This window comes from Sphingomonas taxi, from assembly GCF_000764535.1.
Lineage (GTDB): Bacteria > Pseudomonadota > Alphaproteobacteria > Sphingomonadales > Sphingomonadaceae > Sphingomonas > Sphingomonas taxi.
In genome coordinates, this window is sequence record NZ_CP009571.1 from 1,331,274 (window position 1) to 1,350,485 (window position 19,212).

Here is a 19,212-nt window from a genome sequence, read left to right on the forward strand (position 1 = left end):
GGAGGGCGGAGACGCCCGCTCGGACCGCTAAACTTGAAACGAGAGTGACATGGCAAAGAAGATCACAGGTTACATCAACCTGCAGGTTCCTGCAGGCGACGCCAAGCCCGCCCCGCCGATCGGCCCGGCCCTTGGTCAGCGCGGCGTCAACATCATGGAATTCTGCAAGGCGTTCAACGCGCAGACGACCGACATGGACAAGGGCACGCCGCTGCCCACCAAGATCACCGTCTATGCCGACCGTTCGTTCAGCTTCGAGATCAAGACGCCGCCGGCGTCGTTCCTGATCAAGAAGGCCGCCGGCCTGAAGTCGGGTTCGAAGGAGCCGGGCAAGGTCGTCGCGGGCAAGATCGCGCGCAGCAAGCTGACCGAGATCGCCCAGACCAAGATGAAGGATCTGAACGCCAACGACATCGAGGCTGCGACCAAGATCATCGAAGGCTCCGCCCGCGCGATGGGCCTCGAAGTGACGGAGGGCTGAGATCATGGCCAAGCTGACCAAGAAGCAGAAGTCCAACGCCGTGAACCCTGAGACGCTGCACGGCGTCGACCAGGCGATCGCGCTGGCCAAGCAGAACGCCACCGCCAAGTTCGACGAGACCATCGAGGTCGCGCTGAACCTGGGCGTCGATCCGCGCCACGCCGACCAGATGGTCCGCGGCGTCGTCACGCTGCCCGCTGGCACCGGCAAGACCGTCCGCGTCGGCGTCTTCGCCCGCGGCGCCAAGGCCGAGGAGGCTCTGGCCGCCGGTGCCGACGTCGTCGGTGCGGAAGACCTGATGGAGACGATCCAGAGCGGCACGATCGATTTCGATCGCTGCATCGCGACCCCGGACATGATGGGTGTCGTCGGTCGCCTCGGCAAGGTGCTCGGCCCCAAGGGCCTGATGCCGAACCCGAAGCTCGGCACCGTGACGATGAACGTCGCCGAAGCGGTCAAGGCCGCCAAGGGTGGTCAGGTCGAGTATCGCGTCGAGAAGGCCGGCATCATCCACTCGGGGATCGGCAAGGCGTCGTTCACGCAGGAAGATCTGCGTCGCAACTTCGACGCGCTGGTCGACGCCGTGGTGCGTGCCAAGCCGTCGGGCGCCAAGGGCAAGTATGTCCGCAAGGTCGCCGTTAGCTCGACGATGGGCCCGGGCATCCGCGTCGACACCACCGAGGTCGCAGGCGCCTAAGCCTTTCGCGCCACGCGAATACGAAAAGGGCCGGGAGCAATCCCGGCCCTTTTTGTTTGGGCGGATAGGTATCTAAATAGCTAGGTCGCCCCGGACTGGATCTAGGTGGGATCGACATTCATTGGCGCGGTGACTTCGCACATTCAGTCCGTCACCCCGGACTTGATCCGGGGTCCCGCTATCGACCCCATGGTTGCCGAGCAGGGTGAAGTGGCCCCCCGGGTCAAGCCCGGGGTGACGGAAGTGCAAACAAGCGTATGTACCCCGGCGAAGGCCGGGGCCCAGTTGGGAAGGCGGCGGTACGTCGTCGCCAACCTCCACCCAACTGGGCCCCGGCCTTCGCAGGGGGATAGCCTTGACGGGTATCGGGCCGACTTTCGCCAAAGCCTCGACCGAGCCCGGGGTCCACCGGGACGCGGGAGCACGGTAGAGGCTCATGCCATTCGTCCCGCCACAGGGCGGACTCCGGACCATGGCTAGACCTCTACTAAAGCCACCCAGTGCTCCTGCGAAAGCAGGAGCCCAGGAGTTTCGAACGCCATAAGACGTTACTTTACTTGGCTCTGGGCTCCTGCTTTCGCAGGAGCACTACGCTGACCTACCGGTAGTCCGGACTTTCGCAGAGGCCTCGAACACGTCCGGGTGACAGGCATAAGCGAGCCTACGCCGGAAAATCCGCCCCCAGCGCCTGCTCGCGCAGGCCCTCGATCTCCGCGAGCCGCTCCTTGAGCTTGGCGGTCACCGCCTCGAAGCCGAACTTGCCGAGCACCAGATGGCGCGGCGGCGTGTCCGCCTCAGCGGCGGCGATGATCGCCTCGCCCGCACGCACCGGGTCGCCGGCCTGTTCGCCGCTGATCTGCTTGGTCGATTCCATCCGCTTGCCCGCGGTCTCGGCATAATCCGCGATCCGCACCGGCGTCTGCTGCAGCGACCGGCCCGCCCAATCGGTGCGGAACGGTCCCGGCTCGACGCAGGTCACCGCGATGCCGAGCGGCCCGACCTCGGCGGCGAGACTGTCCGACCAGCCCTCCACGGCATGTTTGGACGCCGCATAATAGCCCGATCCCGGAAATCCGATCAGCCCGGCGACCGAGGTGAAGTTGATGACGTGACCGGCCCGCTGCGCGCGCATGCCGGGCAGCACCGCGCGGGTCAGCGCGAACAGGCCGAAGACGTTGGTGTCGAACTGGGCACGGATCGCCGCCTCCTCGCCTTCCTCGACGCTCGCCTGATAGCCGTAACCGGCATTGTTCACGAGCACGTCGATACGCCCGAACTGCTCCTGCGCCGCCGCGACCGCCGCACGCACCTGCCCGGCGTCGTTGACGTCGAGCGCGAGCGCCAGCGCGCGATCCTCGGCGCCCTCAACCAGATCGGCGACCCGCGCCGCATCGCGCGCGGTAACGACGACCCGCCAGCCACGATCGAGGACGAGACGCGCGAGATCGCGGCCGAAGCCGGTGGAACAGCCGGTGATGAACCAGACGGGGGAGGATGGCAGCGTCATGATCGGAAAGCCTTGGAGCAAGGGAAAGGATCGAACATCGGCAATGCCGCAGCCCGGTCCCGGTTCCTCGCCGCGATCAGTTTCCGGCGGCGCTTCCCGTCGCATCGGCCCCGCCCGCCAGCGCCGCGCCCACTGCTGCGAATGGCCGCGACAGCACCGACCCGACCTCCTGCGCCGCGAACAGCGCCGCGGCACCGACCGCCGCGATCAGCACGACGAACTGGAATGCCGAGGCGAAGCGCCGGCTCTGCGCCTCGCGCTCGGCAGCCGGCACGCGGCGGACCGCGCGGCGGTCGTCGTCGCCCGCATCGCTCCGCTGCGGCTTGTGCGCCGGCGGCTGGGCGGTGACGATACCCTGGATATCGATCGGGTCCTGCGTCCGCACCCCGAAGAAGGCGCCCTTCTGCCAGACCACGCGGCCGACGACGATATGATGGATGCGGCGGATCTCGATCACCGTTCCCGGCCGGCAGACTGGGCTGGACGATGCGAGCAGGCCGCGTGACGACATGTTGTGGATGACCACGTCGGTCCAGTCGGCGCCGGCGCGCATCCGGGCGCGGACCATCACCTTCACCCGCGGTTCCCGCGTCTTCATCGCTGGGACCGATGAATCGGAAAGGAGGCGGACGCGGGCATGAGCGTCGTTATGCCCCCGAAACCTTAAACGTCCGTAATCGACAAATCCGTTTTCGACCAAGACGGTGCCGCGCCCGACCGGGGCGCGGCACCCGACGGATCACAGGCCGATGATGCCGCCGTCGCTCTTGGTGATGACGATCGTCGCCGAGCGCGGCCGGCCGCTGCCGGTGCCGCTCGCCTGGCTCTGCGGCCAGTTGCTGGTGAGGTTCGACGGGCCGCCGCCCTCGCCGGGATGCTGGATGTTGACGAAGATCGAACGGCCGTCGGGCGTCGAATCGATGCCGGTGATCTCGCATTCCTTCGGCCCGATCAGGAAGCGCTTGAGCGCGGTCCCCGGCGCCTTGCCGATCCGGGTGGTCTGCGACTCGGTCTGGCCGCCGAGGCTGTTGGTGAAGGTGCGCGTGCCGCCGTCGCCGACCGTCCCCGGGATCGCGGCGAGCAGCATGCAATTGGTCACGTCGGTATAGGCGCCGTCGTCGGTCTCGATCCACAGCAGCGGCGTGCCCTGCCCCGCGACGTTGCTCGGCCGCGCGAACCACAGGCCGTCCGGCGAGGAGAAATCGTTGGTGGCATCGAGGTTGGACAGGTTGATGTTCGCCGGGTTGAGATCGCTGCCCGCGCCGAAGGCATAGATGTCCCAGGCGAAGGTCAGCGCCTCGCTGCTGTCGCCGGTCTCGCGCAGGCGGATGACATGGCCGTTGGGATTGCCGTTGCTCGCCCCTCCTGTGGTCTTGGGGTCGCTATAGGCGCGCGGGTTGGCGGCATCGGTGGTGGCGACGGTGCGGGACGAATTGTTGGTCAGCGTCAGATACATCTCGCCGGTCACCGGATTGACCGCGGTCCATTCCGGCCGGTCCATCCTCGTCGCGCCGAGCGCGTCGCCGGCCAGCCGGGCGTGGGTCAGCACGTCAGCCTGATCGGCGAAGGCATAAGCGCTGTTGGCGCCGGTCAGCGGCCCCTGGCCGAACACCAGCGGCAACCACTGGCCGCTGCCGTCGGCGTTGAACTTGCCGACGTAGAGCGTGCCGGTGTCGAGATATTTGTCGCCGATCGCGAGCCGGTTGGTCGCGCTCGCATCCGCCGCCGACCAGGTCGCCGACGAGACGAACTTGTAGACATATTCGTTCTGCGCATCGTCGCCCATGTAGAAGGCGGGGCGCACGCCGGCGATCGTCCGGCCGATCACGCAGCCTTCGTGGTTCATGCGGCCGAGCGCGGTGCGCTTGCGCGGCGTCGAGGCGGGATCGAACGGGTCGATCTCGACCACCCAGCCATATTGGTTGGGCTCGTTGCGGAAGTCGCCGGTGCCGTTGGCGGCCTTGGTCGCGTCGACCGTGGCGTTGAACTTGGCGATGCGGGTGTCGCCGGCCGCCGGCGCGGCGGCGGTCGCCCAATTGTAATTGCCCGCCTTCAGCGCGTCGTTGCTGCCGGTGTTGAGCCCGTAGCGGCTGAACGCGACCACCGACCTAGCGCCAAGCGCGGCGGTGCGACGGGCGTTGTCGCCGGCCTCGCGGCGGAAATAGCCGGCCCAATTCTCTTCGTTGGTCAGATAGGTGTTCCACGGCAACGTGCCGTTGGCGCAATTGTTGATCGTACCGCGCGCCGCGACGCCGGTCGGCGAGTAAGCGGTGAACAGCAGCGCACTGCCCTTCACCGGGCCGGAGACGTCCATCGGCGTGAACGGGGTGATGCGGCGGTTGAGGCTGCTGCTGTTGACGTAGCTCCAGCCGCTGGTGCCGCGGTTGATCTCGATTACGCTGACGCCGTGCGCCTCGATCTCCTTGAGCACCTCGGCGGTCGGACGGACGCCGCCCGTGGTCGTCGGCCCGTTCGGATGCAGATAGCTTTGCGTGATATTCTCGTGATTGAGCACGAGCAGGCCGCGGCTGCTGTTGGTCGGATCGGGTGCGGTGCCGGTCGCGGCGAGGCCGAAGAAGCTCATCCCGTCATGATGGTCGCCGGCGCGTGCCGAGAAGGTCGTGTCGCTGCCGTCGTTGGCATAGGCACCGACGCTGCCGTTGATCGGATCGCCCAGCCGGTAGAGCACGGTGACCTGATAGCCCGACGGCACCGCGACGACGTCGGCGAGGCTCTTCGGCACCGCGGTGAAGTCGAGCGTCGCGGGCGCGACGGTGACGGTCGTGTCGGCGATCGAGCGGATGCCGTCGGTCGAGGTGCTGGTGAACTGGAAGGCGAGCGGCGTCGCCGCGGTCACTGCCGGTGCGGTGAAGCTGGCGGTCCCGCTCGTCGCGTTGGTAAGGCTGACGATCGGACCGCTTGTCTGCGTCCATGCGGTCGAGGCGGACTTGCCGCTGGTCACCGTGCCGGTGAGCGTAACGGTCTTGCCGGCCGAGGTGGTGATCGCGCCGCCGGCGGTGACCGTGGTCGCGCGGCGCTCGTCGTCCTGATCGCAGCCGGCGAGCATGCCGGCGCCGAACACCGCCGCGGTCATCGCCGAGATGCCGCCGCGCAACGTCTGGCGGCGCGAATAGCGGCTGGCGATCAGCTCGCCGATATGCGGATTGGCGCTGACGTTGGTGTCGATGTCGCCATCGTCATAGCCGATAGTGGACAGGCTCTGGATCGTCATGATGGTTCCCCCGCTGCGCGGCAAACTGCCGCTATGCCGCTGTCTTTGGCCGCGAAAAGCGGCAGCGGGGTTGCAGCGGGGTGACGGTAAGATGAAGTTCAGATGACGCGAAGATGACAACCCTAAATCCTCCCCCGCCAGGGGGAGGTGGCGCCGCGAAGCGGTGACGGAGGGGGAGGACACGGAACAGACGTGTCGCTTACCTCCCCCTCCGTCATGCCTGCGGCATGCCACCTCCCCCTGGCGGGGGAGGAATTTTTGCCTAACTTCCGCAAATCGAACCACCGGCGGGTGGAGCGATGCCGGACGAGCCTTGACTCCGCCCCGCATTCCACTAGAAGCACGCGCTTGCCGGTGGGCTAGCCCGTCGCGCATCCGTCCAAGACAGCAGGTGCCGTGGATTTGCCGCGGCTTAATGTCCTGCCGAGACGGGGACAGGAATTCGACGATCGGTCCGCCTCGCAGCGCGCCGGTCTGCCGCCCTTCACGGGTGCCTTCCCCATCGATGGACAACCCCGGCGGGGTTTTCCCCTCCGGTTTGTAACCGGGAGGGTCGCTTCGTGCGGCACTCTCAAAACGTGGAGAATGGCATGGATCGTGCTCAAAAGGCCGCGGCCGTTGCCGAGTTGAATCGCACCTTTTCCGAAGTCGGCGTGGTAGTCGTTACCCGCAACAACGGAATGACGGTTGCCCAGTCCACCCGACTGCGCAACGCGATGCGTGATGCCGGCGCGACCTACAAGGTCTCGAAGAACAAGCTTGCCAAGATCGCACTCGATGGCACCGATTACGGCTCTGTGGGCGACCTGCTCACCGGTCCGGTCGGCCTCGCCACCTCGATCGACCCCGTCGCCGCAGCCAAGGTTGCGGTCGAATTCGCGAAGACGAACGACAAGTTCGAAATCGTCGGCGGTGCGATGGGTGCGACCTCTCTCGACGTTGCCGGCGTGCAAGCGCTCGCCACCCTGCCCTCGCTGGATGAACTCCGGGCGAAGATCGTCGGCCTCATCGTTGCCCCGGCAACGAAGCTCGCGACTATCACCCAGGCTCCCGCGGCGCAGATCGCGCGCGTGCTGTCGGCCTACGCCGAGAAGGAAGCCGCCTGAATTTCAGGCGCTTGCTGACAAGCGAATTTTCAACTGACACTTGGGGCCGTCGGCCCCGACATATGAAGGAAGTATCATGGCAGACCTGAACGCGCTGGTTGACCAGCTGAGCGAACTGACCGTCCTCGAGGCCGCCGAGCTCTCGAAGCTGCTCGAAGAGAAGTGGGGCGTTTCGGCCGCCGCTGCGGTTGCGGCGCCTGCCGCCGGCGGCGCCGGTGCAGCGGCTCCTGCCGCCGAAGAGAAGACCGAGTTCGACGTGATCCTCACCGGCGACGGTGGCAAGAAGATCAACGTCATCAAGGAAGTCCGCGCCATCACCGGTCTCGGCCTGACCGAAGCCAAGGCGCTCGTCGAAGGCGCGCCGAAGGCCGTCAAGGAAGGCGTGAGCAAGGACGAGGCCGAGAAGGTCAAGAAGCAGCTCGAAGACGCCGGCGCGACCGTCGAGCTCAAGTAAGCCGCAGCGGAGGGTCGGCCAGCACGCTGGGCGCCCCTCCGCAAGGCCCGGCCGGTCTCCGGTCGGCCAGCGACAGGACAAGGGCGGCCCCCGCAAGGAGGCCGCCCTTTTTCGTATCCGCGTCCGTTGCGGTCAGCCGCGTCGGCGCGCCCGCCACGCGCCCGTACCGATCCCGTGCACCGCCCCCTCGCCGGCATGCGCCGCGTCGATCGCCGCGTTGAGCTTCATCAGATCGGCCTGCGCCGACAACGACTTGATCGTGCCAACGACGCCGGCGAGCTGCGTCATCATCTCCTGCACCGCCGCGGTCTTGGCCTCGAGCGCCGACTGGAAGCGCTGCTGCTCGTCGAGGCGCTCGGCGACGGCGCGGTCGAGCCGAACCTGCCGCGAGACGTCGCTGGCGATCGCAACGATGCGCAACGGCCGCCCCGTCGCGTCGGACACCGGCGTATAGCTCGCCTGCAGCCAGCATTCCTCGCCGTCGCGGGCGCGCCAGCAATGGACGCCGCTGTCGATCTCGCCGCCGGCCATCCGCGCCCAGAAGGCGGCATAGCCGGTCGACGCCACATAGCCGGGGTCGCAGAAGCTGCGATGGTGCCGCCCGACGACATCCTCCAGCCGATAGCCGGTCAGCGCGAGGAACCGCTCGTTCGCATGCAGCACCACGCCGTCGGGCGCGAACTCGACCACCGCCTGGCTGCGGTCGAGCGCCGCGAGCCGCGCGCTGCGCTCGGCATCGCTGCGCCGGCGATCGGTGACGTCGGTGGCGACCTTGACGAAACCGCAGACCGCGCCGTCGTCGTCGGTCAGCGGATCGTAAGCGGCATGCAGGCGGACCTCGCGGCCGTCCTTGGCGATGCGCGTGCATTCGCCCGACACCGCGCGACCGCGTTCCAGATCATGCCACAGCCGCCGATAGCCCGGCGACGCCAGTTCCTGCGCCGAGCAGAACACGCGGTGATGCAAACCCTGCATCTCCGCCAGGCCATAGCCCATCGTCGTGCAGAACCGCTCGCTCGCCCAGATGACGTGACCGACATGGTCGAACTGGACGACGTTGGTCGCACGGCACACCGCTGCCCAGATCTCGGCACCATGACGTTCGGCAGCCATATATTCTCCTGGCCCGTAATCGGACCAAAGTGGACACGCCGTCAGCCGTTACCCGCTCCCGACCATTATGCAACCCGCGCGAATCATCGTTCCACCGCAACCGCATAGGGACGAACGCCGAGCGCGTCGTACATCCGGGCGGGCTGATCGAACCAGAACGGGACCAGTTTGGCGGAATCGACGCGCTCGACGCCGACCGCGAAGGCCGCCGCGCTCTGCCCCTCGCTGCCGCCCGCATCGTAGAGCAAATTGACCGCCACGACCGGCACGAACATCGCCCGCCCCCCGGCTTCCAGCGGCCGGATCTCGGTGCGCGGCAGCGCGGCGACGATCCGCACCCGCCGCATCTCACCCGGCGCGAGCACGAACGGCGGCACCGCGGTACGGCCGACCGGCGCCGCGAATACCGCCGCCACGTCGCCCTCCTGCCCCGGACCGGCACCGGTCAGCGCGACGCCGACGCGGACCGCCGTCGCGGGCACGGTGCCGATGTTGCGCACCTCCAGCTCCGCTTCGACGGTGGCGCTGAGCAGGTTGAGCCCGGCGCGGCGCGGGTGCAGCGCCAGCGTCAGCCGTGCGCGGTCGACCGGCGGCTCGGGCGCGAGCATCGCCGGTTGCGGCGCTGCCGGTGCCGGTGCCGGCACAGGTGCCGGGGGGCGCGGGCGAGGCGTCGGCTCGGCGACCGCGACCTCCGCAGGCCGCTCGCTCGCCCGGCGCCGCAACAGCCACCAGCCGGCTGCGGCGACGATCGCCAGCAGCGCCGCCCCGCCCAGCCACCAGCCCGTGGCGGACTCCGACGAAGGCGTCGCCGCATCGACCGCGGCGGCCGATGGCGTCACGACCGGAACCGGAGTCGGCGCGCTCGTCGCGATCGGTGACGGCTCGGCCGCCGGCGTCGGCGCTGCCGTCACCGGCGTCGCGGTAGGCGCCGGCGTCGGCGTCGGCGTCGGCGTGGCGCGAGGCGTCGGCGTGGCGGTCGGGCGCGGCGTGGGACGCGCGGCGAGGGTTGCAGTCGCCCGCGGCGTCGGCGTCACCACCGGCGCCGGGCTCGGCTGCGGCGCTGGCGTCGGCTGCGGGATCGGGGTTTGCTGCGACGGCGTCAGGCTGAAATTGTCCAGCCCCGGAATGGTCTGCGGCGCGGTCGTGTTCGACGTCTGCGCCACGCCGGGAGCCGCAGCCGCGCCCGCCACCAAAAGGGCGACCGCGCTGAGCCGCGCGCCCCGCTTCATGTTCATGTACCCTGATCTCACCCAAAACGCTTGCGCGCTCCTTAGTGAACGGTTCACGACCGCCACCCTCGCTGCGACGAACCGCCCCGGTACGACGACGGGGCGAAGCCATGCGATGCCCGAAGGTTGGTTACACCCCCTTTGACAGCGCCCACCCCTGCGCCTATATCCGCGTCTCACCACAGCTTTCGGGACATGATGCGCCGTCGCGCAGTGCATCGTACGGATAGAGGGTTCTGGTTCATAGACGCCGAAGGCCGACGCACTGCGATGCGCTCGGCTTTTTTGCGTCGCACCTCGCGTCCCGCTCCGGGGGTTCCCGGGCACGATATTCCGGCCGACGCCCGTTTCCGACGGGCCGGCCACGACTGAGGGCATAACACCATGGCCAGCAAGGCGATCCAGGGCAGCACCGCGAAGCGGCGCATCCGCAAGATCTTCGGGGACATCCACGAAGTCATCCAGATGCCGAACCTGATCGAGGTTCAGCGCGAGAGCTACGAACAGTTCCTGCGTTCGGACAAGAGCACCGGCCACGTGTCGGGTCTCGAAAAGACGCTGCGCAGCGTCTTCCCGATCCAGGATTTCGCCGGCACCGCCTATCTCGACTTCGACGACTATGTTCTCGAGCCGCCGAAGTTCGACGTCGAGGAATGCCGCCAGCGTGGCATCACCTATGCCGCGCCGATGCGCGTCACGCTGCGCCTGACCGCGTTCGAGGTCGATCCGGATACCGAGGCCAAGTCGGTCATCGATATCAAGGAGCAGGACGTCTACATGGGCGACATGCCGCTCATGACCGAGAACGGCACCTTCTTCATCAACGGCACCGAGCGCGTCATCGTGTCGCAGATGCACCGTTCGCCGGGCGTGCTGTTCGACCATGACCGCGGCAAGACCCATGCCTCGGGCAAGTATCTCTTCGCCGCGCGCGTCATCCCCTATCGCGGCTCGTGGCTCGACTTCGAGTTCGACGCCAAGGACATCGTCAACGTCCGTATCGACCGCAAGCGCAAGCTGCCGGTGACGGCGCTGCTCTATGCGCTCGGCATGACCAGCGAGGACATCCTCAATTACTTCTACAACCGCGTCACCTATGTGCGCGGCCAGGGCGGCTGGATCATCCCGTTCGCGCCGGAGAACTGGCGTGGCGTCAAGCCGCTGTTCGACATCGTCGACGCCTCGTCGGGCGAGGTCGTGTTCGCCGCGCAGCAGAAGATCAGCCCGCGTGCCGCCAACAAGGCGGCCAAGGACGGCCTCACCCAGCTGCTGATCCCGACCGAAGAGATCTTCGGCCGCTACTCGGCCTATGACCTTATCAACGAGACGACGGGCGAGATCTACGTCGAGGCCGGTGACGAGATCGGCGCCGAGAATCTCGAGGCGCTCGACAAGGCGGGCATCGACACGATCGAGCTGCTCGACATCGACCATGTCTCGACCGGGGCGTGGATCCGCAACACGCTCAAGGCCGACAAGGCCGAGGAGCGCGAGCAGGCGCTCAGTGACATCTATCGCGTCATGCGCCCCGGCGAGCCGCCGACGCTCGAGACCGCCGAGGCGCTGTTCGCCGGCCTGTTCTTCGATCCGGACCGCTACGATCTGTCGGCGGTGGGTCGCGTCAAGCTCAACATGCGCCTCGACCTCGACTGCCCGGATACGGTGACGACGCTGCGCAGCGAGGACATCCTCGCCGTCATCAAGACGCTCGTCGGCCTGAAGGACGGCAAGGGCGAGATCGACGACATCGACAACCTCGGCAACCGCCGCGTGCGTTCGGTGGGCGAGCTGCTCGAGAACCAGTATCGCGTCGGCCTGCTCCGCATGGAGCGCGCCGTGAAGGAGCGCATGAGCTCTGTCGACGTGTCGACGGTGATGCCGAACGACCTCATCAACGCCAAGCCGGCGGTCGCCGCGGTGCGCGAATTCTTCGGCTCGTCGCAGCTGTCGCAGTTCATGGACCAGACCAACCCGTTGTCCGAAGTGACGCACAAGCGTCGTGTTTCGGCGCTCGGGCCGGGCGGTCTGACGCGCGAGCGTGCGGGCTTCGAGGTCCGCGACGTTCACCCGACGCATTACGGCCGCATCTGCCCGATCGAGACGCCGGAAGGCCCGAACATCGGCCTGATCAACAGCCTCGCCTCGTTCAGCCGCGTCAACAAATACGGCTTCATCGAGACGCCGTACCGCAAGGTCGTCGACCACAAGGTCACCGACGACGTGGTGTATCTGTCGGCGATGGAAGAGGCCAAGCACACGATCGCGCAGGCCTCGGCAGAGCTGGGTCCGGACAAGGGCTTCACCGAGGAGCTGGTGTCGTCGCGTCAGGCGGGCGAGTTCCTGATGGCGCTCCCCGACAACGTCACGCTGATGGACGTCAGCCCCAAGCAGCTGGTGTCGGTCGCCGCGTCGCTCATTCCGTTCCTGGAAAACGACGACGCCAACCGCGCGCTGATGGGCTCGAACATGCAGCGTCAGGCCGTGCCGCTGGTGAAGGCGGAAGCGCCGTTCGTCGGCACCGGCATGGAAGAGACGGTCGCCCGTGACTCGGGCGCCGCGATCGCCGCCAAGCGCGCCGGCATCGTCGACCAGGTTGACGCCAGCCGCATCGTCGTGCGCGCCACCGGTGAGGTCGATTCGGCCAAGTCGGGCGTCGACATCTACACGCTGATGAAGTTCCAGCGCTCGAACCAGTCGACCTGCATCAACCAGCGTCCGCTGGTGAAGGTGGGCGACGTGGTCAACGCCGGCGACGTCATCGCCGACGGCCCGTCGACCGAATTCGGCGAGCTGGCGCTGGGCCGCAACGCGCTCGTCGCGTTCATGCCCTGGAACGGCTACAACTATGAGGATTCGATCCTCATCAGCGAGCGGATCGTGAAGGACGACGTGTTCACGTCGATCCATATCGACGAGTTCGAGGTGATGGCCCGTGACACGAAGCTCGGGCCCGAGGACATCACGCGCGACATCCCCAACGTCGGCGAGGAAGCACTGCGCAACCTCGACGAGGCGGGCATCGTCTACGTGGGCGCCGAGGTCGAGCCGGGCGACATCCTCGTCGGCAAGATCACGCCGAAGGGCGAGAGCCCGATGACCCCGGAAGAAAAGCTCCTCCGCGCCATCTTCGGTGAGAAGGCGTCCGACGTCCGCGACACCTCGCTGCGTCTGCCGCCGGGCGTTGCCGGCACGATCGTCGACGTCCGCGTCTTCAATCGTCACGGCATCGACAAGGACGAGCGCGCGATGGCGATCGAGCGCGAGGAGATCGAGCGCCTGAAGAAGGACTCGGACGACGAGCGCACCATCCTCAACCGCGCGACCTGGTCGCGCCTGCGCGAGATGCTGCTCGATCAGGTCGCCACGGCGGTGCCGAAGGGCCTGAAGAAGGGCGCGACGATCGACATGGACCTGCTCGACAGCGTCGACCGCCACGAATGGTGGAAGTTCGCGGTCGCCGACGACAAGGTCCAGGGCGATCTGGAAGCCGTCAAGCAACAGTATGACGAAGCCGCCAAGCGGATCACGGACAAGTTCCACGATCGTCGCGAGAAGCTGGAGCGTGGCGACGAGCTGCCGCCCGGCGTGCTCAAGATGGTCAAGGTCTTCGTCGCGGTGAAGCGCAAGCTGCAGCCGGGCGACAAGATGGCCGGCCGTCACGGCAACAAGGGCGTCATCAGCCGCATCCTGCCGCAGGAGGACATGCCGTTCCTCGCCGACGGGACGCCGGTCGATCTGGTGCTCAACCCGCTGGGCGTGCCGTCGCGCATGAACGTCGGGCAGATCTTCGAAACGCATCTCGGCTGGGCCGCCCGCAATCTGGGTATGCAGGTCGCGACCGCGCTCGAGGATTGGCGCGAGGCCAACCCCGACGCCAAGGCGGGCGAGATGCCCGACGCGGTCCGGTCGCGCCTCGTGGAAGTCTATGGCGATCATTATGCCGAGGACATCCAGAGCCGCGAGCCCGAGGAGATCGTCGAGCTGGTCAAGAACATCCGGACCGGCATCCCGATGGGCACCCCGGTGTTCGACGGCGCCCGCGAGAGCGACGTGTCGGCGATGCTGGAGCTGGCGGGTCTCGACACGTCGGGCCAGTCGGAGCTGTTCGACGGCCGCACCGGCGACAAGTTCGACCGCAAGGTGACCGTCGGCATCATCTACATGCTGAAACTGCACCATCTCGTGGACGACAAGATCCACGCCCGGTCGATCGGGCCGTACAGCCTCGTCACCCAGCAGCCGCTGGGCGGCAAGGCGCAGTTCGGTGGCCAGCGCTTCGGTGAGATGGAGGTCTGGGCCTTGCAGGCATACGGCGCCGCCTACACCTTGCAGGAGATGCTGACGGTGAAGTCCGACGACGTCGTCGGCCGCACCAAGGTCTATGAGGCGATCGTCAAGGGCGACGACACGTTCGAGGCCGGCATCCCCGAGAGCTTCAACGTGCTCGTCAAGGAAATGCGCTCACTGGGTCTCAACGTCGATCTCAAGACGATGCAGGACCAGGTCGACGAGGACGGCATCGCGATCGCCGCGGAGTGACCTCAAGTCCCCTCTCCCCCTGTGGGAGAGGGGCAAGCCGCGGAACGCGGCGCGGGGTGAGGGGCAGTGCGGCACGGCAGCCGCATCGCTTCCCCCTCACCTTCCCACTGCCTTCGGCAGCGGGCCCAGTGTTAGGTAAACAGCACCCCGTGCTGTTTAGTCTATGCTGGGAGCATAGACGACCTAACACTCTCTCCCACAAGGGGAGAGCAAACAGTTTCTAAGAGGACAGGTTCATGAACGAACTGACCAACTTCGCGAACCCGATCGCAAAGCCCGAGACCTTCGACCAGATCCAGATCGGCATCGCCTCGCCCGACAAGATCCGTTCGTGGTCGTTCGGCGAGATCAAGAAGCCCGAAACCATCAACTATCGCACGTTCAAGCCCGAGCGTGACGGCCTGTTCTGCGCGCGCATCTTCGGTCCGATCAAGGATTACGAATGCCTGTGCGGCAAGTACAAGCGCATGAAGTACAAGGGCATCGTCTGCGAGAAGTGCGGCGTCGAGGTCACCGTCTCGAAGGTCCGTCGCGAGCGGATGGGCCATATCGAGCTCGCCGCCCCGGTCGCGCACATCTGGTTCCTGAAGTCGCTGCCCAGCCGCATCGGCCTGCTGCTCGACATGCAGCTCAAGCAGCTCGAGCGCGTGCTGTATTTCGAGGCGTATATCGTCATCGAGCCGGGCCTGACCCCGCTTGAGAAGTTCCAGCTGATGACCGAGGACGAGCTCCTCGAGGCGCAGGACCAGTACGGTGAGGACGCGTTCTCGGCCGGCATCGGCGCCGAGGCCGTGCGCATCATGCTCGAAAGCCTCGATCTCGAAGGCGAGAAGGTCGCGCTGCTCGAAGAGCTGGCGACGACCAAGTCGGAGCTGAAGCCCAAGAAGATCATCAAGCGCCTCAAGGTCGTCGAGAGCTTCCTCGAATCGGGCAACCGTCCCGAGTGGATGATCCTCGAAGTCGTGCCGGTCATTCCGCCCGAGCTGCGCCCGCTGGTGCCGCTGGACGGCGGCCGCTTCGCGACCTCCGATCTCAACGATCTGTATCGCCGCGTCATCAACCGCAACAACCGGTTGAAGCGCCTGATGGAGCTGCGCGCGCCGGACATCATCGTCCGCAACGAAAAGCGCATGCTGCAGGAGGCGGTCGACGCTTTGTTCGACAACGGCCGTCGCGGCCGCACGATCACGGGCGCCAACAAGCGTCCGCTGAAGTCGCTGTCCGACATGCTGAAGGGCAAGCAGGGCCGCTTCCGCCAGAACCTTCTCGGCAAGCGCGTCGACTATTCGGGCCGTTCGGTCATCGTGACCGGTCCCGAGCTCAAGCTGCACCAGTGCGGCCTGCCGAAGAAGATGGCGCTCGAGCTGTTCAAGCCGTTCATCTACGCGCGCCTCGACGCCAAGGGTCTGTCCATGACCCTGAAGCAGGCGAAGAAGTGGGTCGAGAAGGAGCGCAAGGAAGTCTGGGACATCCTGGACGAGGTGATCCGCGAGCATCCCGTGATGCTCAACCGTGCACCAACGCTCCACCGTCTCGGTATCCAGGCGTTCGAGCCGGTGCTGATCGAGGGCAAGGCGATCCAGCTCCACCCGCTGGTCTGCTCGGCGTTCAACGCCGACTTCGACGGCGACCAGATGGCCGTGCACGTCCCGCTGTCGCTGGAAGCGCAGCTCGAAGCGCGCGTCCTGATGATGTCGACCAACAACATCCTGTCGCCCGCCAACGGCAAGCCGATCATCGTGCCGTCGCAGGACATGGTGCTGGGCCTCTATTATCTGTCGATGATGAAGGAAGGCGAGCCGGGCGAAGGCATGCTGCTTGGCGACATGGCCGAGGTGCATCAGGCGCTCAACGCGGGTGCGGTGACGCTGCACACCAAGATCATCAGCCGCGTTCCGCAGACCGATGAGGCTGGCAAGCAGTACCTCAAGCGCTACGAGACGACGCCGGGCCGCATGCTGCTGGGTGAAACCCTGCCGCACAGCCACAAGGTGCCGTTCGAGACCGTCAACCGCCTTCTCACCAAGAAGGACGTCGGCGACGTGATCGACGAGGTCTATCGTCACACCGGCCAGAAGGAGACCGTGCTGTTCGCCGACGCGATCATGGCACTGGGCTTCCGTCACGCATTCCGCGCCGGCATCTCGTTCGGCAAGGACGACATGATCATCGCGCCGGACAAGGACAAGCTGGTCGACGAGACGCGCGATCAGGTGAAGGACTTCGAGCAGCAGTATCAGGACGGCCTGATCACGCAGCAGGAGAAGTACAACAAGGTGATCGACGCTTGGAGCCGTTGCGGCGACCAGGTCGCGAACTCGATGATGAACGAGATCAAGGCCGTCCGTCACTATGAAGACGGTCCCAACAAGGGCCGCGAGAAGGACATCAACTCGATCTACATGATGGCCCACTCGGGTGCCCGTGGCTCGCAGGCGCAGATCAAGCAGCTCGCCGGTATGCGCGGTCTCATGGCGAAACCCTCTGGGGAAATCATCGAGACGCCGATCATCTCGAACTTCAAGGAAGGCCTGACCGTCCTCGAATATTTCAACTCGACTCACGGCGCCCGCAAGGGCCTCGCGGACACCGCGTTGAAGACGGCGAACTCGGGGTATCTCACCCGCCGTCTCGTCGACGTGTCGCAGGATTGCGTCATCGTCGAGGAGGATTGCGGCACCGAGCGTGCGCTGGAGATGAAGGCGATCGTGCAGGGCGGTTCGACGATCGCCTCGCTCGGCGAGCGCATCCTCGGCCGCACGACGGCGGAGGACGTGGTCGATGCCAAGACCGGCGAGGTCATCATCCCGACGGGCACGTTGCTCGACGAGGCGATGATCACGCAGATCGAGAAGATCGGCATCCAGGGGATGAAGATCCGCTCGCCGCTGGTCTGCGAGAGCAAGATCGGCGTCTGCGGCAAGTGCTACGGGCGTGACCTCGCTCGCGGTACGCCGGTCAACATCGGCGAGGCGGTCGGCGTCATCGCCGCCCAGTCGATCGGTGAGCCCGGCACGCAGCTGACGATGCGTACGTTCCACATCGGCGGCGCGGCGCAGCTCAACGAGCAGTCGAACCTGGAGGCACCGGTCGACGGTACCGCCCAGTTCCGCGACCTGCGCCTCATCGTCGACCAGCGTGGTCGCCGCGTGACGCTGTCGCGTTCGGGCGAGATCGCGATCCTCGACATGGACGGCCGCGAGCTGTCGACGCACCGTATCCCCTATGGCGCCTATGTGATGTTCGACGATGGCCACATGCTGTCGAAGGGCGATCGCATGGCGGAGTGGGATCCGTTCACCATGCCCGTCATCACCGAGAATTCGGGCATTGTGAAGTACGTCGACCTGACCGAGGGCAAGACGCTCACCGAGCAGACCGACGAAGCGACCGGTATCGCCCAGCGCGTCGTCATCGAATATCGCACCTCGACCAAGTCGAAGGAGGATCTGCGTCCGCGCCTGACCCTCACGACCTCGGAAGACGGCGAAGCGGCGCGCTACATGCTCGCGGCCGGTGCGGTGCTTTCGGTCGACGACAATGCGCAGGTCCAGGCCGGCGACGTTCTCGCCCGTGTCAGCCGCGAGTCCGCCAAGACCCGCGACATCACCGGCGGTCTGCCGCGCGTCGCCGAACTGTTCGAGGCGCGCATCCCCAAGGAAGCGGCGATCATCGCCAAGGTTTCCGGCCGGGTCGTGTTCGGCAAGGACTATAAGGCGAAGCGCAAGATCGGCATCCAGCCCGAGGATGGCGGCGACGTCGTCGAATATCTGGTGCCGAAGTCGAAGGTGATCGACGTTCAGGAAGGCGACTACGTCAAGCGTGGCGACAATCTGATTGGCGGTTCGCCCAACCCGCACGACATTCTGGAGACGATGGGGATCGAGCCGCTGGCCGAATATCTCGTCAGCGAAATCCAGGAAGTCTATCGACTGCAGGGCGTGAAGATCAACGACAAGCACATCGAGACGATCGTTCGTCAGATGCTGCAGAAGGTCGAGATCACCGACGGTGGCGACACCACGCTGCTGAAGGGCGAGCAGGTCGATCGCGAGGAAATGGACGCGACCAACGAGAAGCTGGAGAAGAACCAGCAGCCGGCACAGGGCAAGCCCGTCCTGCTCGGCATCACCAAGGCGTCGCTGCAGACCCGCAGCTTCATCTCGGCGGCGTCGTTCCAGGAGACCACCCGCGTCCTCACCGAGGCGGCGGTCCAGGGCAAGCAGGACACGCTGATGGGCCTCAAGGAGAACGTCATCGTCGGTCGCCTGATCCCGGCGGGTACCGGTGCTGGCATGAACCGCCTGCGGGTCGCGGCCTCGTCGCGCGATGCGGCGATGCGCGTCCAGCAGCGTGCGATGGCCGCAGCGATCGTCGCCCCGGCCTCGGCCGCCGAACTCCGCGCCGCCGAGGCGCTGCGCTCGAAGCGTGAGGACGTCGGCACGGGCTCCGACCCGCTCGCCGAGGTCGTCCCCTCGGGCGACGGCAGCGACGAGGCCGCAGGCGAGTATCTGAACCAGGAGTGATCTCCCGGTTCGGGCTCCGGCCCGACTGAACGGAAAGCCGCCGTCCGGGCAACCGGGCGGCGGTTTTTCGTTGGGGGTGGCGAGGATCAGCGAGCGTGACGATCTGGCTGCCGTTCCGACAGCATCCAGTCTGACGATCCTCGATCGATACGGCGATATGCCGGCAAGGCATGTAAGACGCTGCCCATGCTGGGGCCGATCAGACCTATTCGTCTGAAAGTCGTATCGTTCGAAACTAACTATAGCACATGGCAATTTGCCGCCCCGATGACGACGGGCAAGAGCCTCATTGATCGATATCAAGGTTTGCGACTCGCCTAACGGCGGT

11 protein-coding genes are annotated in these 19,212 nt (G+C 66.4%); 6 read left to right on the plus strand and 5 right to left on the minus strand.

Annotated elements, in window-relative coordinates; translation table 11 throughout:
• Positions 1-49: 49 nt before the first annotated feature.
• Both rplK and rplA read left to right on the plus strand, forming a co-directional pair.
• Positions 50-481 carry a 50S ribosomal protein L11 gene (gene rplK / locus MC45_RS05970; RefSeq protein ID WP_037530328.1) on the plus strand — a complete coding sequence of 144 codons (432 nt, stop codon included), beginning with the start codon at positions 50-52 and terminating at the stop codon, positions 479-481.
• Between the two features lie 4 nt (positions 482-485).
• Positions 486-1,178 carry a 50S ribosomal protein L1 gene (gene rplA, locus MC45_RS05975; protein ID WP_038660758.1) on the plus strand — a complete coding sequence of 231 codons (693 nt, stop codon included), beginning with the start codon at positions 486-488 and terminating at the stop codon, positions 1,176-1,178.
• Positions 1,179-1,839: 661 nt separating this feature from the next.
• On the opposite strand, the gene MC45_RS05980 is transcribed toward rplA, so the two are convergent.
• The 3 genes from MC45_RS05980 to MC45_RS05990 form a co-directional block, all read right to left on the minus strand.
• Entirely contained in the window at positions 1,840-2,685 is an 846-nt protein-coding gene (locus MC45_RS05980) for an oxidoreductase (RefSeq protein ID WP_038660761.1), read from the minus strand.
• A gap of 76 nt (positions 2,686-2,761) precedes the next feature.
• Positions 2,762-3,283, minus strand: a complete 522-nt coding sequence (locus MC45_RS05985) for a PilZ domain-containing protein (RefSeq protein WP_052075532.1) — start codon at positions 3,281-3,283, stop codon at positions 2,762-2,764.
• A gap of 141 nt (positions 3,284-3,424) precedes the next feature.
• A complete protein-coding gene (locus MC45_RS05990; RefSeq protein WP_038660764.1) occupies positions 3,425-5,917 on the minus strand; it encodes a PhoX family protein in 2,493 nt (830 codons plus the stop codon).
• 590 nt (positions 5,918-6,507) lie between these two features.
• Here MC45_RS05990 and rplJ point away from each other — a divergent pair.
• The gene (gene rplJ, locus MC45_RS05995; RefSeq protein ID WP_037530318.1) at positions 6,508-7,023 is read left to right on the plus strand and encodes a 50S ribosomal protein L10; all 516 of its coding nucleotides are present in this window, start codon (positions 6,508-6,510) and stop codon (positions 7,021-7,023) included.
• A gap of 76 nt (positions 7,024-7,099) precedes the next feature.
• Complete coding sequence (rplL, locus tag MC45_RS06000) at positions 7,100-7,477, plus strand: 50S ribosomal protein L7/L12 (protein WP_038660769.1); 378 nt, start codon at positions 7,100-7,102, stop codon at positions 7,475-7,477.
• Between the two features lie 132 nt (positions 7,478-7,609).
• Here the strand turns inward: rplL and MC45_RS06005 are convergent, their stop codons facing one another.
• The gene (locus MC45_RS06005; protein WP_052075533.1) at positions 7,610-8,590 is read right to left on the minus strand and encodes a PAS domain-containing protein; all 981 of its coding nucleotides are present in this window, start codon (positions 8,588-8,590) and stop codon (positions 7,610-7,612) included.
• A gap of 83 nt (positions 8,591-8,673) precedes the next feature.
• Positions 8,674-9,825, minus strand: coding sequence for a hypothetical protein (locus MC45_RS19765; RefSeq protein WP_245640855.1), 1,152 nt, complete (start codon positions 9,823-9,825; stop codon positions 8,674-8,676).
• Between the two features lie 378 nt (positions 9,826-10,203).
• On the opposite strand from MC45_RS19765, the gene rpoB reads away from it, so the two are divergent.
• Entirely contained in the window at positions 10,204-14,358 is a 4,155-nt protein-coding gene (rpoB, locus tag MC45_RS06015; protein WP_038660772.1) for a DNA-directed RNA polymerase subunit beta, read from the plus strand.
• Positions 14,359-14,594: 236 nt separating this feature from the next.
• Positions 14,595-18,884 (plus strand): DNA-directed RNA polymerase subunit beta', encoded by a 4,290-nt coding sequence (gene rpoC / locus MC45_RS06020; protein WP_038660775.1) that lies wholly within the window; start codon positions 14,595-14,597, stop codon positions 18,882-18,884.
• Positions 18,885-19,212 lie beyond the last annotated feature (328 nt).

Bases quoted from the DNA above. Each gene is read 5' to 3' on its own strand.
- rplJ (WP_037530318.1), top strand. From the start codon at position 6,508: ATGGATCGTGCTCAAAAGGCCGCGGCCGTTGCCGAGTTGAATCGCACC.
- MC45_RS05980 (WP_038660761.1), bottom strand. From the start codon at position 2,685: ATGACGCTGCCATCCTCCCCCGTCTGGTTCATCACCGGCTGTTCCACC.
- MC45_RS05990 (WP_038660764.1), bottom strand. From the start codon at position 5,917: ATGACGATCCAGAGCCTGTCCACTATCGGCTATGACGATGGCGACATC.
- rplK (WP_037530328.1), top strand. From the start codon at position 50: ATGGCAAAGAAGATCACAGGTTACATCAACCTGCAGGTTCCTGCAGGC.
- rpoB (WP_038660772.1), top strand. From the start codon at position 10,204: ATGGCCAGCAAGGCGATCCAGGGCAGCACCGCGAAGCGGCGCATCCGC.
- rplA (WP_038660758.1), top strand. From the start codon at position 486: ATGGCCAAGCTGACCAAGAAGCAGAAGTCCAACGCCGTGAACCCTGAG.
- MC45_RS06005 (WP_052075533.1), bottom strand. From the start codon at position 8,590: ATGGCTGCCGAACGTCATGGTGCCGAGATCTGGGCAGCGGTGTGCCGT.
- MC45_RS19765 (WP_245640855.1), bottom strand. From the start codon at position 9,825: ATGAACATGAAGCGGGGCGCGCGGCTCAGCGCGGTCGCCCTTTTGGTG.
- rpoC (WP_038660775.1), top strand. From the start codon at position 14,595: ATGAACGAACTGACCAACTTCGCGAACCCGATCGCAAAGCCCGAGACC.
- MC45_RS05985 (WP_052075532.1), bottom strand. From the start codon at position 3,283: ATGAAGACGCGGGAACCGCGGGTGAAGGTGATGGTCCGCGCCCGGATG.
- rplL (WP_038660769.1), top strand. From the start codon at position 7,100: ATGGCAGACCTGAACGCGCTGGTTGACCAGCTGAGCGAACTGACCGTC.